This is a genomic window from Flavobacterium sp. MMLR14_040 (assembly GCF_033657265.1).
GTDB lineage: Bacteria > Bacteroidota > Bacteroidia > Flavobacteriales > Flavobacteriaceae > Flavobacterium.
In genome coordinates this window covers 449,723-467,357 of record NZ_JAWVWO010000002.1, presented here as the reverse complement: position 1 = coordinate 467,357, position 17,635 = coordinate 449,723, and the positions used below count along the sequence as shown (strand labels likewise).

Here is a 17,635-nt window from a genome sequence, read left to right as displayed (position 1 = left end):
CGTAGAAATGACAAAGCGAGACGTAAATTAGAAAAGAATAAAAAAATAATTGTAATGATTAAACATAAAAACATTCTACAAAAAATAACAATTGCATTAGCATTATTGCTTACTACAACATCTTTTTCACAAGGAAAAAAAGCCAGAATTATCGAAGATTTCAATAAAAACTGGAACTTCAAATTGGGAGATCATCCGGAAGCGATTAATTCAAATTTTGACGCGAAAGATTGGAGAAATCTGCAATTGCCGCACGATTGGAGCATTGAAGGCGCTTTTGACAAAGACAGTAAAACAAAACAGGCGCAGGGATTTTTACCTGCTGGAAAAGGCTGGTATCGAAAAACGTTTACAGTTCCGGCAAGTTTTAAAAGCAAAATAATTTGGATAGAATTTGATGGTGTTTTTAAAAATAGTGAGGTATTTATCAACGGACATTCGTTAGGAATTCGCCCGAACGGTTATATTTCATTTTCTTATGATTTATCTGAGTTTTTAAATTTTGGTCAGCCCAATATTATCGCTGTAAAAGTCGATAATGATGCACAGCCTAATTCGCGTTGGTATACAGGATCAGGAATTTACAGAAATGTGCGTTTGGTTATTGCCGAAAAATTGCATGTTGACGAATGGGGAACTTTTGTTACAACGCCGGAAATTTCAAAAGAAAAAGCTTCGGTTCATTTGGAAGTTAAAATTAAAAATGCTTCGGAAAATCAGAAAGAGTTTAAATTGGTTTCTTCTATTTTGGACAAGAAAAATGATGAAGTTGCTAAAGTTGAATCCATAGAAAAAATTGTCTCAAATTCATCTTCAACAACGACTCAGAATTTTACTTTAAAAAAACCGATTCTTTGGGATACGGAAAATCCATATTTGTATAAAATTGTGACTAAAATTTATGAGAAAGAAACTTTAGTCGATAATTATGAAACACCGCTTGGAATTCGTTTTTTTGATTTTGATGCCGAAAAAGGGTTTTCTTTAAACGGAAAACCAACGAAAATTTTAGGTGTTTGTCTGCATCATGACAATGGTGCTTTGGGTGCGGTTGAGAACATTCATGCGGTTAAACGAAAGTTGGTTTTGATGAAAGAAATGGGCGTAAATGCTATTCGAATGTCACATAATCCGCATTCGTTAGAAATGATGCAATTGTGCGATGAGATGGGTTTTATAGTTCAGGATGAAGCTTTTGATGTTTGGAAAAAGAAAAAAGTAACCAACGATTACCATAAAGACTGGGATGCGTGGCATAAAAAAGATTTAGAAGATTTTATTAAAAGAGACCGCAATCATCCATCGGTTATGATGTGGAGTATTGGCAACGAAATCCGCGAACAATTTGACAGTACGGGAATTGCGATTACGAAAGAATTGGCGAAAATTGTAAAATCGTTAGATATAACGCGTCCGGTAACTTCTGCTTTGACAGAGAATGTAATTGAGAAAAATTTCATTTATCAATCCGGTGCTTTGGATCTTTTGGGATTCAATTACAAACACGAAGATTATAAAGATTTTCCAATTCGTTTTAAAGGACAAAAAATAATTGCTTCAGAAAGTGTTTCGGCTTTGGAAACGCGCGGACATTATGATTTTCCTGCAGATGGAATTAAAGCGTGGCCTCCAAAACATGGCGCTCCTTTTGACGGAAATGCAGACTGGACCGTTTCGGCTTTCGATCAGGTAAAATCGTATTGGGGCGCGACGCACGAAGAGAATTGGAAAACCATCAAGAAACAGGATTTCATGGCGGGAACTTTTATCTGGACTGGCTTTGATTATATCGGAGAACCAGATCCATATCCGTATCCGGCGAGAAGTTCTTATTTCGGAATTGTAGATTTGGCGGGCTTTCCAAAAGATGTTTATTATATGTACCAAAGCGAATGGACAACAAAACCGGTGTTGCATATTTTTCCGCATTGGAACTGGAAAGGGGGACAAGAAGTTGATGTTTGGGCGTATTACAATAATGCCGATGAAGTTGAATTATTCCTTAACGGAAAATCTCTCGGAAAAAAAGCAAAACAAAACGACGATTTGCATATTTCATGGCGCGTAAACTTTGAGCCTGGAACTCTAAAAGCCATTTCGAGAAAAAATGGAAAAGTGGTTTTAGAAAAAGAAATTCATACTGCCGGAGAAGCTTTCAAAATAGATTTATCAGCAGATAAAAAAGTGATCAAAAATGATACTTATGATTTGGTTTATGTAACGGTTTCTATTGCTGATGCAGCTGGAAATCTTTTGCCAAATGCAAATGATTTAATCAATTTTGAAGTTTCTGGCGGAGGAAAATTAGTTGGTGTTGATAATGGTTATCAGGCGAATCTGGATTCTTTTAAAGCTAATTCGTGTAAACTTTTTAATGGAAAATGTATTGCGATTATTCAGTCGACTGGAAAGAGAGAAACGATAAAAATTAAGGCTTCGACGGGTACTTTGCAAACTTCTACAATTGAAGTTAAAGTGGATTAATTATTGCCGCAACGTTTTTGAACCATATAAGTTATATTAAGTAGATTTAGATTTTTTCTTAAGTGTACTTATATAACTTACATGGTTTATTTTTTATGTTTAACTAATCCAGGTTTCCCATTTTTGAATTATTAGCCATTTCCCATTTACTTTTTTCAAATATATGGCTTTTCCAGTTCCGCAAAGGCTTCCACAATGATAACCTAATTGAACGTATGCTTTCTGTCTGTCAAGAGAAAGAACCGGAATAGTCATTTCATAAAATCTAAATGGACGAACTTTTTTATTCCTTATTATTGCTTTTTCAATTGTGGTTGAGTTCAACTTATTAATTAAATCCTTTTCAATTTTTAGTTTTTCCGGATTTGAATTTTGTTCTAATAGATATAGAGAATCTTTAGATGAAAAAAAACTTTCTTCTTTTATCGTACTATTTATTAATTCAGTAATATAGATATCCTGAGGTGGTGGAGGTAGATTTAATCCATCATTTCTTTTTTCCGGAATGTAGATATTTAATCTCTTAAGTTCACTGCAAAACATTGTTGAGTCTTCATTTTTCGAAAGCACATTCAAGCTGTCCTGAATTATTATTGCTTCAACAATCTGGTTGATATTTTTAATTTCTTCTAATGCAATGTTAGTTTTTTCTTTTTTCTTTTGGCAACTGCAAAAAGCAATAATTATAATGGTGTAGAGTGTTATTTTTTTCATGTATCTGTTAAGATTATATTTTGCGTTAAAGTAAAAGTAGAGAATTAACTTAAAAAATTAACAAAGAGTTTTAGATGTTAAGATTGTACTTGCAGATTTTATAAAATAACTTATTTTAGCATATAAATAATATTTTAAAAGCCGTAAAATGATTTGTACCATTTATTCTCATAATGTTGGATTTGATACTATTAAAGAATTAATCCTGTCCAGCTTTCCAAAAGGAAATACTGTCATTAGCAATCAGGATGGATTTGATATCATCGATCTTGAAATAAAAGGAGGAATTCTGGGTTCTTCAAAAAAAATAAAAATTTCTTATCGCGAAAGACTTAAACCTTCTTATCAAATTCCAGAAATCAATGATTCTGCTTTAACAGCAAATTTAAAAGGACTTTACGGCTATGTAGATTCTTTGCCAACAGTAAATGAAAAAGTAAAAGATTTGTTTCTTCATAAAATACAAACCCTGAATTGCGAGTTTTCGATCATTCAGGAAAAAGGCGAGTTAAAAGAGTTAAAAACAATAATAGGAAATATAGCAAACGAATTTGATGCGGTTTTATTTGTTCAGCCTGATACGGCTATCAGTAAATCTAGCGGGCAGCATTTTTTAGACAAGAATTTAAATCTGATTATTGACGGTGAAGGAAATTGTGAAATTGATGAATTAGATGTCAAAATCAATTCGGTTTACTTTGATGGAGATCAAAATGAACTGGAAGAAGATCAAAAAAACAGAAAAGAAAATAACGAAAAAATTCTGGAAGCAAAAGGCATAAAAATCAACAAACACCTGCCTTGCATAGAATCTGAAGCTGAAACAACAATAAGAACACCAAAAGAAATTGCGCAAAGAGTAAGTGTTTTGGCAATGACAAATTTAGTAGCGTTTAGTAGTATTGATCCGGATGTTGCGATAGATTATTTGCAGAGTTATAATCTTTGGGATTTTACTACAGAAGGAGAAAAAGAGTTTTTGGAAGATCCTACAGACGATAAAAAAGCACAGGAAACCTGGAAATGTGAAGGAATCTGGACGTTAATGTGGGCTTTGAAAAAAGTGGAGAATCTCGATTTTCCTGATGCGTTTTGTAACCTCGAAAACATAAGCCCCGAGGATTATCCTGTAGGTCCGGATAAAGACCCAAACGATTTCATAAACGCCATAACTTCAATACGATCTAAAAGTGAAATTTTGGATGCTGATGATTTGTATTACAGATACAATTGGGCTTGTGTCGACGAAAGAATTAATGGCAGAGAAATCGAAGGCATAAATCCGGGAATTGTTTACGAAAGACAATATGCCTTAAATTGGCTTATAAATTATATGGGGCAGGATTGGGATTCTATTAGTTGTGATACCTAAAAGCAAAATTAAAAACATACATTAATTTGGAAACATTTAAAAATTCTGCAATTTTAGAAGAAATAGAAGTTAAGACAAGTATGTCTGTTAAGACTGCTGTAGTTGTTATGTCTACTGGTTTTGTTGTTTTAATGATTTATAAACTTCCAGACGAGCTTTTTCAATGGGAGAAATTTAATCCAAACGAAATTGCAACAATTGCTTTTATGGCTATTTTTACGCTGTTCGTTTTTTCGTGGTTATGGCTTTTAGATGATAAACCAAAATTTAAAATTAATAAACAAGGTTTTTGGATTAGAAAAACAATTCTTCCGTTTTCTTCTCTTGAATTGATTGACTGGGCAGATATTAGACACTTTGAATATAATTCGGAAAGGCAAAAAAACAGGACAAGCTTTTTTTTAATTATCTATAGAAAAGAAAGTTCAAAAACAAATAAAATAGAATTGAGCGAAGTTGATCAGCGCAAAGAAGATATTGTATCTGTCATTAGAAAATTTTCTACTATTATGAATTATGTCGACCGATTGAAAGTAACGCAATAATAATTTATCAAATTCTCCTTTCAGCTATAAAATGACAAATAACACCAACCCGTAAAACCAATTTAAACTAGTAATTACATGAATGAAACATTCAAAATTAAATCGACCGGATTTGATGAAATAAAAAAACAATCCATAAGAAGAGCAGTGCCCATTTTATTAATTGCAATGATTTTTGGAATTGCAATTCCTTTTTTTAATTCAGAAAATAAAGAAGATGTATGGTATGTCTTGCCATTTGTACTTCCAATTATGATTTTTGCACTTTGGTCAGGAATTAACAAAGGCTTAAAAAGACAAAAAATGTTGTTTGAAAGTTATTTGCTAATATTTTCAGAAAATGCTATAGTAAGAGAACAAGCTAATACGCCAATAGTTAGCATTCAGATTGACGAAATTAAATCAATTATAAAAGACAAAAAAGGAGGTTATAGTATAAAGGGAAAAACGGCTGTTGATACTATTTTAATTCCTGCTCAAATTGAAAACTATGAAAAACTTGAAATTTTATTTGATCAAATTAAACCAATTGATGTAACGCAACAATTGCCATTTGCTGAAAAATATAAATTTCCTATTGCTATCATAATGTTAGGAAGCATGGCCACGGTTTACGTTTCATTGAATAAAATTCTTGTTGGAATTTGTGCCCTAATTTGTTGTACGCTTTTTATTTGGTTTTTTATTGAAATTAGAAAAAATAAAAATATGGACCATAAATCAAAACGAGTTGGATATTATTTGCTTTTCATTTTACTGTCTATTCTTGGTGTGACCTATATGAAACTTACAACTAACTTTTAAAATTTGTTTTTAAGTTATAATTATTCAAACTCCATTAGCAATAATGGAGTTTTTTATGCTCGCCATTTTGCTAATAAAAGCCACGATTTTTTTGTTAATACCCTCATAACTCATTTCCCTCTGTCATATCTATAGTTTTTGGATGTAGGCTAACCAGTTGTAAAACGATGGCAGTAACCACTACAAATAACAGAAGTACAAAAACGTGTCTCATTCCGCCATTATCAGCCGCTTTTCCTAAAAATTCGGTGATAACAGCCCCGGCCGAAATACCCACAAAATTCATAATCCCGTATCCGGTAGCCCTGTAACGAGGCGCAACAAACTGACAAAGAATAGGCATATTGTTGGTGTCGTATATTCCAAATCCAAGTCCAAAAAGGATAGCGCCAAGAATAATAGCTTCTATTTCACTAAAGTTACCAAATAAAAACAATGCCGGAATGGTAAGAAACAATCCGATTGCGCTGGTGTAAATTCTTCCTTTAAGATGTTTCATCACCCATTTATCTGAAATGGCCCCACCAATTAAAACGCCAAAAAAGGAAGACATCGAAATGGTTACCGTTGCAATTGGTCCCGCCAGAGACATATCTAAATGTAAAGTTTCAGTAAATAAGGTAGGTAACCAGTTTTTGGCTGCCCAACCCGGTAAGCTTGGCGCGGAGAAATAAAAGAGTAAAACCCAAAAGGATATATTACCAAATAACATTCCCAATCCTTTGAACATTTGCCTAAACTCAAAGTTGAGAGATGACTTTTTGGTAGGATCAAAAAAGTAAGTTTTCTTTTCTTGTAGAAAGAATATCAATATTATACTGTAAAGAACTCCCAGTAAACCTACGGAGTGAAAACTGAAATGCCACGAAAAATGCTTGGAAATAGTGGCTCCAAAACCGCCCAGCGCCTGTCCTAAATAAATTCCGGTGGTATGAATTGCAATAGCAAAAGAGCGTGTTTTTTCCTGATGGTAATCTGCAATTAAGGATAATGCCGCCGGAATATAAAAAGCTTCACTAAAACCCATAATGCCACGCAAAATATAAATCTGGTTGAAAGTTGTGGCATAACCCATCGCCATAGTAACTCCGGACCAAATAAAAAGACTTCCTATGATTATTCTTTTTCGGTTAAATCGATCTGCTATAATTCCGGAAACAGGACTCATCAGCGCATATATCCAAAGAAAAATGGCCATTAAGAGACCGAAATTTTCAGCTTTAGCCAATTCAGGAATGTCATCCATCATCGCTGCTTTCATAGTAGAAAGCATTTGTCGGTCTAAATAATTCAACAACGCTACAAACCACAATAAGCCAACAACAATCCATGGATAGGATTTTTTTTCATTCAATTTTGCAATCATTTTCCTTTTTCAAAATAATGGCCGAATATACGAATTCAAACGTAACGGGTATAATTGTTTTTCCATCTGATTTTTGTAATTATTAGAATAAATATTTACGTGAAAATTATTATATTAGTATTGTAATCAGATTAATTGAAATTCAAAGAATATCATGACACCTAACGACAAACAAAATGAGCGTGTAGCCCAAATGACATTTGCTTCGGTTTATCCACATTATATTGCTAAAGTGGAGAAAAAAGGCAGAACCATAGCTGAATTGCATGAAGTAATCGAATGGCTGACGGGATATGACGAAAAAAAATTACAAGAACTGATTGATGAAAAAATAACCTTTAAAGATTTTTTTGAAAAAGCCAATCTTAATCCTAATGCTTCGCTCATTACGGGCGTAATTTGCGGGTACCGCATTGAGGAAATCGAGAATCCCTTAATGCGTCAGGTACGCTACTTAGATAAAGTAGTAGATGAACTCGCAAAAGGCAAAAAAATGGAAAAGATTTTGCGGGTTTAACAGATTTTGGCATCAACTAAAGAGATTTAATTGTTTTTTCATTCAGAATAATCTCTTCTCATACACTACAGAAACCTTACTTTGTAAAAAAACTTCATCAGCTGTGGCTAATGGAATTTTGTTATCCGTCATTTTGGCTAATTCAAACTTCAAAACGGCTAATTCCAACCTCATACTTCATCTGATCTTTGCATTATAAATTTTAAACAATTAAAAATGCAAAAGACAATTTTTATTACAGGCGCTTCATCAGGTTTAGGAAAATCAACAGCCAAATTATTTCAAAGCAAAGGCTGGCATGTAATTGCAACCATGCGTAATCCGGAAAAGGAAACCGAATTAAATCAATTAGAAAATGTAATTGTACTTCCGCTTGACGTTTCAAATTCGGAACAAATAAAAGCAACGATCAAAAATGTTACAGAGAAATATTCGGTTGATGTTGTGCTGAACAATGCCGGATATGGTTTAATTGGTGCTCTTGAATCTTTAAATGAAGAACAAATCGAACGTCAAATCGAGACTAATTTGTTGGGCGTTATTAAAGTTTCTAAGGCTTTTGTATCTCACTTTCGTGAAAAGAAAAGTGGCACTTTTATTAATGTGACTTCGACTTTCGGATTAATGGGATTTCCGACTTGTTCTATTTACAGTGCTACAAAATTTGCTGTTGATGGTTTCTCTGAAAGTTTAGCTTCAGAATTGGTTCAATTCGGGATTCAGGTAAAAGTAATTGCACCAGGCGGAATGCAGACTGATTTTACCGCAAGATCTATGGATGTTGGTCAGCATGAAGCGTATGAAAAACTAACCGCTGAAGTAAGCAAAGGATATAGTGAAGAGCAATTTAGCAATTATACAAAATCCGAAGATGTTGCCCAAATTATTTACGAAGCGGCAACTGACAATAAAACGCAATTGCGATATATTGCCGGAAAGGATGCAAACGCTTTATATGATGAACGTTTGAAATTGGGTGCCGAAAATCAGGTGCAAAACATCAAAACCATGTTTACTTTTTAATTTCGAAATCAGATGAAAAATAAAGCAATAGAATTGACTACTTTTAAACTGAATGGTTTTACAACACAACAATTTATTGACGCCAATGCCGAAATTGATGATTTTTTAAAACGACAAAATGGATTTTGTTCGAGAACTATTTTCGAATTAAAAAAAGGTGTTGTTTACGATATGCTCGTTTGGGACAGCACCGAAGACGGCACAAATGCAATGCATAAATTAATGACAGAATTAAGCGATTCGGTCGTTCATGATATGATCGATCAAAGTTCGGTAAGCTGGAATATTGCGCCAGTAGAACATTTTGTAAATTTGTATACTAGTATTGCTAAAAAATGAAAAATCAGCCTCAAATATTCCAGTCGATATCAGAATTGCATAAAGCGATGGGACAGCCAAAACCCATGCATCCGCTAATTAGCGTTTTAGATTATGGCAAAGCGATTTTTGATCCGAAAGATTTTGAGCAGGGAATTATTTTAGATTTTTACAAGATATCTTTTAAAACAAATTTCTCCGGAAAATTGCGATACGGACATGGTTTCTACGATTTTGAAGAAGGCGGAATGTCATTTGTGGCACCCGGACAAATCCTGAAAATGCAGGAAGAAGAAGCCGATTACAGCGGAATGTCGCTGAATATTCATCCTGATTTTATTCGGCCTTATACTTTAAATGAGAATATTAAAAAGTATGGCTTTTTCTCGTATTCTGCTGCCGAAGCTTTGTATTTATCAGAGAAAGAAAAAGAAACGATTCTGGCGGTTTTTGCTAATATTCAGGACGAACTCGATCAGCGAATTGACAATTTTAGTCAGGATGTAATTATCTCGCAATTAGAATTGTTGCTTAATTACAGCAATCGTTTTTACAACAGGCAGTTTATTACCCGAAAATCAGTTAATAATGATGTGCTTTCGAAACTCGAAAACCTTTTGGAAGATTATTTTAGCACTGAAAAACCTGTTGAAAATGGTTTGCCAACTGTCCAGTTTGTAGCCGATGAATTGCAATTGTCAGCAAGATATTTGAGCGATTTATTGCGAAGTGTTTCTGGACAAAATACACAGCAGTTTATTCATGATAAACTGATCGAAAAAGCAAAAGAATACATTGCAAAAGGAACTTTGTCTATTTCTGAAATTGCTTATAAATTAGGTTTTGAACATCCACAATCGTTCAATAAATTGTTTAAGAAAAAAACGAATGTTAGTCCGGTTGCTTTTCAGGAATTATTCAATAAAAATTAAGTATAAAACATATTATACGTAAATTGATAAAGAGTTTTAAACACATAGAAACATAGATTTTGTTTTGCTTATAAAAGATTATTAAAAGAAACTCGTTTCTCACACATAGCTATGTTTGTTAATGCAAGTGAAACGCCTTTTATAGATTCCAAAAAGCTATGTTTCTATGTGTTTAAAATTATACGCAACGAATTTATAACATCATTAAAAACAGAAAACTCCATTAGCAATAATGGAGTTTTTTGTTTTTAATGAATTAATAAAATGATTTTTACTCATATTTCAAATACCGTAAAATATCAGTTTTTGTTGCCGCATAAGCTCTTGAAAGCACAATGATTAAAGTTAGCATTAATAAAACAAGGAATCCTAAAACGAATGGAAACAAGCTAATATCTATTCTAAAAGCAAAATTCTCCAGCCATTTATTCAATAAATAATAAACAGGAAATAAAGCAATTAAGAAACCAATAACACAATACAAAACATATTGTTTTGATAATTCTTTCAGCAGAACATTTGTATCTGCACCAAGTGTTTTTCTGATGGCGATTTCTTTCATTCGTCTTTGTATCGAATAAGATGCTAAAGCGAATAAACCAAAAAGAGCAATTAGAATAACGACGATATTCAACATCGAAAATAAGTTTTTTTGCTTAATATAAGATTCATAAGTTCTCGCATATTCTTTATCTACAAAATCATATTTAAAAGGATATTCAGTATCAACTTTTGCCCATAATTTTTCAATACTTTTAATCGTAGTTTCCAGATTATCAGGTTTTACTTTTATGTAAACCCTGTTGATGTTGTGCGCCATATTAAAGGTTTTAATATGATAGAAAACAATTGGGGGCACTTTTAATTCCGGGCTCAGTAAATTAAAATCTTTAACAATACCAATAATTTTTAGTTTCTGATCGCGTATCAGGAGTTCTTTCCCAATAGGATTTTTAAGCTTCATTAAATTCAAAGCACTTTCATTTATGATTACCGAATTAACCGTATCCGAAGCTAATTTTCTATCGAAATTCCTGCCTTCTTTCATTTTAACATTCAGTATTTCAAGTAAACCATAGTCTATAGCGATACCTCTTTCTTTAAAAAGTTCATTGTTATAAAGAACGGGTGAAATCGAGTTATCAGATCCATCAAAACAAATAAGTCCGGTTGAAATTTGTTCAACGCCTTTAATTTTGCCTAATTCCTGTTTTAGAGTATTGTATTTAGTATAAATGGTTTGTTCTGCATTTTCGGATGTATATTCTGCCAACGGAATATTTAATGGAACTGTAATTACCTGATCACCTTTAAAACCAAGATCTTTATTTTGTAAATATTGAATTTGCTGATAAACGATATGAGAACCAATTATAAAAAAGGCCGCAATTGCAAATTGAAAAATCAGCATTCCGTTACGGAGCCAGATACCGTTTTTGCTTCTTTCAAAATTACCTTTCAGAACTTTAAAGGTTTGAAAATTGGCAACATAAATTGCAGGGAATAATCCTGCAGTAATAACCGTAATAATAAAAATCAAAACCAATTGTATATAAAACTGACTAGCCAAAAGAGTAATGTTTTTATTTAAAAAGTTGTTGTAATACGGTAAAGTAAGTTCAACAATTACTAACGCCAGTAAAATAGAAAAGCTGGTTGTTAAAACCGTTTCAAAAAGAAATTGTACAATAATATTACTTTTAGACGCACCCGAAATTTTACGTATTCCAACCTCTTTAGCCCGCTTTACGGCATTTGCCGTTGCGAGATTGATGTAATTAACAACAGACAAAATGAGTATCAAAACAGATAAGCCCATCATGATCATTAAAAACTGATAATTTCCTCGTGGCTCCGGGTAACCATCTGCTACAGAATGTAATCTGGCTTTTGATAATGGCTCAAGAACAACGTTAAAATAGCCAACTTTTTTTGCCATTTCTTTGGGTGTAAAACCGGCTTCTTTAGATAGTCGCGTAATAAAATCGTGGTTGTAAATTCTTTCGAGTTTCTGTCTTGTAAGATCAACTTTTGAAGGGTCTTTTACTTTTAAAAGTAATTTTAAAACAAAAGGATTTATCATTCCCGAAGTTGTCAGTTCCTTCATTTTATTGATGATGATGTTTGGCGCAATCGAAGAATTTCCGGGAATATGATACACGGCCCGTACAAAAAACAACTTGTCAAAACATTTTATTTGTTTTCCGATAGGATTTTCATTGCCAAAAATTCTCTTGGCAGTATCGTCAGAAATGGCAATACTCGAATCATCTTTTATGGCTGAAATCGCATTTCCCTGAATAAATTTGAAAGGAAAAAAAGAAAAGAAATTTTGTTCGACATTGATAATTTTATCTACAAATTGCTTCTTTCCGTTATAAATAATTTTATCCTTTTGATACCAACTGTCCGCATACATTATAGTTTCGATATTTGGATCTTCGTCTAAAGCAGGTTTCAGGAATAAGGCACAATCTGACCAGGCCGGCATATCGCTTAGTTGAATCAAAACCTGATAAACATTGTCTTTTTCAGGGTTCCAGTTGTTGTAGTTTTGTTCGTCGTTCCAGTAAAGCAACGCAAAAATTAATCCGGAAATACCAATTGACAATCCCAGAATGTTTAAGAAAGAGAAAAGCTTGTTGTGCTTTAATCGGTAAATAAATATATTGATATAGTTTAGTATCATTTATTCGTATTTTAAATATTTTAAGATATCAACTTTTGTTACTTGGTATGCTTTTGCCAAAACAACGGTAAGTGTCAGGAAAAGTAAAGACACAAAGGCAAGAATAAAGGGCAAAATCGGAATGTCGATGCGAAAGGCAAAATCTTCAAGCCAATTTTTTAATAAAATATAAGCTGGAAATATTCCGATTAAAAATCCCATAATGCAGAAAAATACATATTGTTTAGATAATTCTTTTAGTAAAATATTGGTCTCTGCGCCAAGCGTTTTTCTAATGGCGATTTCTTTGAATCTTCTTTCCATAGAAAAAGATGCCAGGGCAAACAATCCGAAAATGGCGATTAAGATTACTACAACATTTAACAGGGCAAATAAATTTCTTTGGTCTTCATATTTTTTGTAGGTTTTGGCGAAATTTTTATCCACAAAATTATATTCGAAAGGATATTCTGAATCCACTTTTTGAGACCAAAAATTCTTTAATGAAGCAATAGTTTTCTGAATGTCTTTTGGCGAAAGCTTTACAGAAACGTATTCTATATTGCCTTGCGTCCATTTTTGAGTATTTATATGAAATAAAATCATAGGATTAATTTCATTGTCTAAACCAGAATAATGAAAGTTTTTAACGATTCCCACAACTTTATATTTTTCGCCATTCCAGCCGATTATTTTATCCAAAGGATCTTTTTCCTGTAAAATTTTGGCTGCTCCTTCGTTCAGTAGAACATTAGAAATAGTATCTGAGGCAAGTTTTTCTCTTAGCGATCTTCCCTTTATAACTTTTATTCCCAACATTTCCAGCATCCCGAAATCAAACCCGATTTGCTGAATTACTGTCACTTTATTGTTATAAAATAAACCACCTTTTGAAATTTCGTTTTCTCCAATAGAAAATGCTCCGGCAGAAACAGCTTCGACACCGTTGATTTTTTGAAGTTCCTGTTGAATACTTTTGTATTGCTCAAATTTACCTTTGCCTTTTTGTTCCCTAAAAGCGATATTCATGATTTGAGATCCGTTAAAACCCAAATCTTTTTCTACCATAAAATTGACTTGTTGATAGACTATAAAAGAACCGATAATAAAAAAAGCAGCAATCGAAAATTGTATCACAAGCATGCTGTTTCTAATCCATATCCCGCTTTTACTGCGGGAAAAATTTCCTTTTAAAACATTCAAAACAGCAAAATTTGAAATGTAAAGTGCCGGGAACACTCCACAAACAAAGAGTACGATTAAAAAGATTAAAGCGAGCTGCACGCAAAATTGTGATCCTGCCAGAATTAATTCTTTGTTTAAAAATTGATTGTAAAATGGCAAAGAAATTTCTACAATTACGAGTGCCAATAATATGGCAAATAAGGTAATTAATGCGGTTTCAAACACAAATTGAAAAACAATTTGCAATTTTGTAGCTCCAATAATTTTTCTAACGCCTACTTCTTTTGCGCGTTTTATGGCATTTGCCGTGGCTAAGTTGATGTAGTTTACAATTGATAATAGTAAGATCAAAATTGACAGCACCATTAATATTTGCAAAAACTGAAGGTTTCCTGTTCCTTCCGGAAACGGATAATTTCCTTTGTAAAGCCTTGAGTTTTCAAACGGAAGTAATTTAACTTTGAAGGGTTCACCGTACTTTTTTATAAAAGCTTCAAGCGTCATGCCTTCTTTTTTTGCCTGCCTTTTATAATTTTTTTCGATAAACAGTTGTTCCATACTTTTAATGACAAGTCCTGCATCGTTTTTCTTTTTTAGTTTTAACATTAAACCAAAATTAAAACCCCAGTGGTCTTTAAGATGTTCCAGATCTTCTTCAATACTATTCGTGACTGCATTCGGCATTACAACTGATTTCCCGGGTATTCGATAAACACCGCGAACGACAAATAATTTGTCAGCATATTTTACCTGTTTGCCCACAGGGTTTTCATTTTTAAATAATCGAAAGGCAGTTTCTTCAGAAAAAACAATACTTTGAGGATCATTCAGCGCACTTTTTGCATCACCGTATTTGAATTCAAATGGAAAGAAAGAAAAAAAAGTCTTTTGGGCCGAAAACAGTTTATCGACTAATTCTATTTTGCCATTGTACTGTATGGTTTCTTTTGTGTAATAAGTACTGAAATAGCAATAGTTTTCTAAATACGGAGTTGTCGCTTTTAGAGCCGGCGCAGTAATAGCAGAGTTTGAAGCCATGATATTGCCTTCTCCCAAATCATTCAGCACGATAAATGTTTTATCATTTGATGTATTCCATTTATCATAAGAATGTTCATCGTTCCAATACAAAATCGAAAAAATTAATGCGGCAATTCCAATACTCAAGCCCAGAATATTCAAAGCTGTAAAAAGCTTATTGTTTTTAATGTGGTATATAAATATGTTTATCCAGTTAAGTATCATAGTTTTAGTTGTAGCGTTAAGAATAAAAAGAAGAGAATTATCTTTTTTTATTCATATTTCAGATATCTCAAAACATCAATTTTAGTCACCTGATAAGCTTTTGCCAAAACAATCGTCAAGGTCAAAAACATCAAACAAACAAATGCAGTAAAAAATGGAAGCAAAGGAATATCGATTCTAAAGGCAAAATTCTCCAGCCATTTTTGCAATAAAAGATAAGCCGGCAGTATTCCGATTAGAAATCCGATAATACAGAAAATCACATATTGTTGGGATAATCCTTTTAGTAAAGTATTGGTTTCCGCGCCAAGCGTTTTTCTGATGGCGATTTCGCGTAATCTTCTTTCCATAGAAAAAGAAGCCAAAGCAAACAATCCAAAAACGGCAATTAAGATTACTATAATATTTAACAAAGCAAATAAATCTCTTTGGTTTTCATATTTTTTATACAATCTGGCAAAGTTTTTATCTACAAAATCATATTCAAAAGGATATTCGGAATCTACTTTTGTTTTCCAAAACTTTCCAATATTATCAATGGTCTGGGGCATATCATTCGATGAAATTTTGACTGAGATTGTATGCATTTCACTTTGACTCCATGATTGTGCTTTAATGTGATAGAAAATCATTGGTCCAATTTTGTTTTCAAGGCCAAAAAAATTAAAGTCTTTTACAATCCCGACAACTTTATAATTGCCATCTTGCCAGTTTACTATTTTATTTAAAGGGTCTTTTTCTAATAATGTTTTTGCTGCAGTTTCGTTTAATAAAACATTTGAAATGGTGTCTGAAGAAATCTCTTCTCTTAAATCACGTCCTTTTATTACGTGAATACCCAGAAGCTTCAGCATTCCAAAATCAACACCCATTTGTTGCGTTATAACTTCCTGATACGTTTTGTAATGCAAACCAGCCCATGAATTTTCTACGCCTCCAATAGAAAATGATGCTGCAGAAACAGCCTCAACGCCGCTAATTTTTTGAAGTTCCTGTTGAACTGCCTTATATCGGTCAAACTGTCCTTTTCCTTTTTTAGATTTAAATGAAATGTCTATAACTTGTGCTCCTTTAAAACCCAAATCTTTTTCGGCCATAAAATTTACCTGTTGGTACACGATAAAAGAACCAATGATAAAAAATGTGGCAATAGCAAATTGTAAAACCAGCATTCCGTTACGAAGCCAAATCCCGCTTTTGCTTCTCGAAAAGTTTCCTTTTAAAACTTTCAGCACTTCAAAATTGGAGATGTAGATGGCAGGAATAACACCGGAAACAAAAACAACAAGAATGAAAATCAATACTAATTGAAGATAGAATTGACTTCCGATCAGAATAAGATTTTTGTTTAATAAAGCATTATAAAAAGGCAATGAAAGTTCTACAATTACCAATGCAAGCAATACTGAAAACAGCGTAATTAATACGGTTTCAAATACAAATTGCATGATGATTTGCAATTTTGAAGCCCCAACAATTTTTCTGACTCCAACTTCTTTAGCTCGTTTTACAGCATTTGCAGTAGCGAGATTAATGTAATTGGCGATTGATAATAACAAAATAAGTATCGATAAACCTATCAATATCCGCAAAAAAGTCACATTGGCATTTCCTTCCGCAAATGCTGTGTTTCCATTATATAGTCTTGCACAGGTAAGCGGTAACAATTGCGCTTTAATAGGTTGGCCGTATCTTTTTATGAACGACTCAAGATCTAAACCTTCTGCCTTTGCCTGTTTTTTGTAGTTTTCGTCAAGAAAGATTTGATCCAGTTTTTTAATAACCACGGTTGTGTCACTTGCATTTTTTAGCTTAAGCATTAATCCGTAATTCAAACCCCAGCTTTCTCTGTTTTTTTCTAAATCATCTTCTATTATCGTCGTAACGGCAGCTGGCATCACAGAAGATTTTTCAGATAATCGATATACTCCACGAACCACGAAAATTTGTTCAGCATATCTGACTTGTTTTCCCATCGGATTTTCGTTTTTAAACAAGCGTATTGCCGTTTCTTCAGAAATTGCAATGCTATTTCGATCGTGAATTGCGCTTTTTGCGTTACCACGAATAAATTCGAAAGGAAAAAAAGAAAAGAAACTGCTCTGCGCCGTTAAAATCTTATCAACTAACTCTATTTTTCCGTGATATTGTATTGTTTGCTTCGAGTAATTGGTTCTAAAATAGCAATATTCATCTAGGTAAGATGTGGTCGATTTTAAAATAGGAGCAGGAATTGCAGAAGATACAGCCCAGATATTTCCTCCGCCAAGATTACTCATTACCGAATAGATTTTATCTTTTTCGGGATTCCACTGATCGTAGGAGTGTTCATCATTCCAGTACAAAATCGCAAAAATTAATGCTGCAATTCCAATACTCAGACCCAAAACATTCAAAGCTGTAAAAAGCTTGTTGTTTTTGATATGATATATAAATATGTTTGTCCAGTTTTTTAACATGAC

General features: G+C 33.0%; 13 protein-coding genes. 8 read left to right on the top strand and 5 right to left on the bottom strand.

The genetic code is table 11. The annotated features are described in order from the left end of the window. Positions 1 to 54: 54 nt before the first annotated feature. A complete protein-coding gene (locus SD960_RS04910) occupies positions 55 to 2,484 on the top strand; it encodes a sugar-binding domain-containing protein (RefSeq protein WP_318801231.1) in 2,430 nt (809 codons plus the stop codon). A 99-nt stretch (positions 2,485 to 2,583) separates the two neighbouring features. Here SD960_RS04910 and SD960_RS04905 read toward each other — a convergent pair whose 3' ends face one another. Next, the gene (locus SD960_RS04905; RefSeq protein WP_318801230.1) at positions 2,584 to 3,198 is read right to left on the bottom strand and encodes a hypothetical protein; all 615 of its coding nucleotides are present in this window, start codon (positions 3,196 to 3,198) and stop codon (positions 2,584 to 2,586) included. A 148-nt stretch (positions 3,199 to 3,346) separates the two neighbouring features. Here SD960_RS04905 and SD960_RS04900 point away from each other — a divergent pair, with 148 nt between their 5' ends. The 3 genes from SD960_RS04900 to SD960_RS04890 all read left to right on the top strand — a co-directional run bounded on the left by SD960_RS04900 (position 3,347) and on the right by SD960_RS04890 (position 5,919). Then, positions 3,347 to 4,570 carry a DUF4272 domain-containing protein gene (locus SD960_RS04900; RefSeq protein ID WP_318801229.1) on the top strand — a complete coding sequence of 408 codons (1,224 nt, stop codon included), beginning with the start codon at positions 3,347 to 3,349 and terminating at the stop codon, positions 4,568 to 4,570. Between the two features lie 26 nt (positions 4,571 to 4,596). After that, a complete protein-coding gene (locus SD960_RS04895; protein WP_318801228.1) occupies positions 4,597 to 5,115 on the top strand; it encodes a hypothetical protein in 519 nt (172 codons plus the stop codon). Positions 5,116 to 5,193: 78 nt separating this feature from the next. Continuing rightward, positions 5,194 to 5,919: a hypothetical protein gene (locus SD960_RS04890; protein WP_318801227.1), complete on the top strand. Its 726-nt coding sequence runs from the start codon at positions 5,194 to 5,196 to the stop codon at positions 5,917 to 5,919. Positions 5,920 to 6,022: 103 nt separating this feature from the next. On the opposite strand, the gene SD960_RS04885 is transcribed toward SD960_RS04890, so the two are convergent. Next, positions 6,023 to 7,285 carry an MFS transporter gene (locus SD960_RS04885; RefSeq protein ID WP_318801226.1) on the bottom strand — a complete coding sequence of 421 codons (1,263 nt, stop codon included), beginning with the start codon at positions 7,283 to 7,285 and terminating at the stop codon, positions 6,023 to 6,025. A gap of 154 nt (positions 7,286 to 7,439) precedes the next feature. On the opposite strand from SD960_RS04885, the gene SD960_RS04880 reads away from it, so the two are divergent. From SD960_RS04880 to SD960_RS04865, 4 genes are all read left to right on the top strand, one after another. Beyond that, the gene (locus SD960_RS04880) at positions 7,440 to 7,802 is read left to right on the top strand and encodes a DUF2200 domain-containing protein (protein ID WP_318801225.1); all 363 of its coding nucleotides are present in this window, start codon (positions 7,440 to 7,442) and stop codon (positions 7,800 to 7,802) included. Positions 7,803 to 8,018: 216 nt separating this feature from the next. Next, positions 8,019 to 8,825, top strand: coding sequence for an SDR family oxidoreductase (locus SD960_RS04875; RefSeq protein WP_318801224.1), 807 nt, complete (start codon positions 8,019 to 8,021; stop codon positions 8,823 to 8,825). Between the two features lie 12 nt (positions 8,826 to 8,837). Then, positions 8,838 to 9,164, top strand: a complete 327-nt coding sequence (locus tag SD960_RS04870; protein WP_318801223.1) for a hypothetical protein — start codon at positions 8,838 to 8,840, stop codon at positions 9,162 to 9,164. After that, positions 9,161 to 10,075: a helix-turn-helix transcriptional regulator gene (locus SD960_RS04865; protein WP_318801222.1), complete on the top strand. Its 915-nt coding sequence runs from the start codon at positions 9,161 to 9,163 to the stop codon at positions 10,073 to 10,075. The genes SD960_RS04870 and SD960_RS04865 overlap by 4 nt, the downstream gene beginning before the upstream one ends. Before the next feature lie 271 nt (positions 10,076 to 10,346). On the opposite strand, the gene SD960_RS04860 is transcribed toward SD960_RS04865, so the two are convergent. From SD960_RS04860 to SD960_RS04850, 3 genes are read right to left on the bottom strand one after another with little or no spacing between them, the layout of a single operon-like run. After that, positions 10,347 to 12,764, bottom strand: coding sequence for an ABC transporter permease (locus tag SD960_RS04860; protein WP_318801221.1), 2,418 nt, complete (start codon positions 12,762 to 12,764; stop codon positions 10,347 to 10,349). After that, positions 12,765 to 15,173: an ABC transporter permease gene (locus tag SD960_RS04855; protein WP_318801220.1), complete on the bottom strand. Its 2,409-nt coding sequence runs from the start codon at positions 15,171 to 15,173 to the stop codon at positions 12,765 to 12,767. A 47-nt stretch (positions 15,174 to 15,220) separates the two neighbouring features. After that, positions 15,221 to 17,632, bottom strand: a complete 2,412-nt coding sequence (locus SD960_RS04850; protein WP_318801219.1) for an ABC transporter permease — start codon at positions 17,630 to 17,632, stop codon at positions 15,221 to 15,223. Positions 17,633 to 17,635 lie beyond the last annotated feature (3 nt).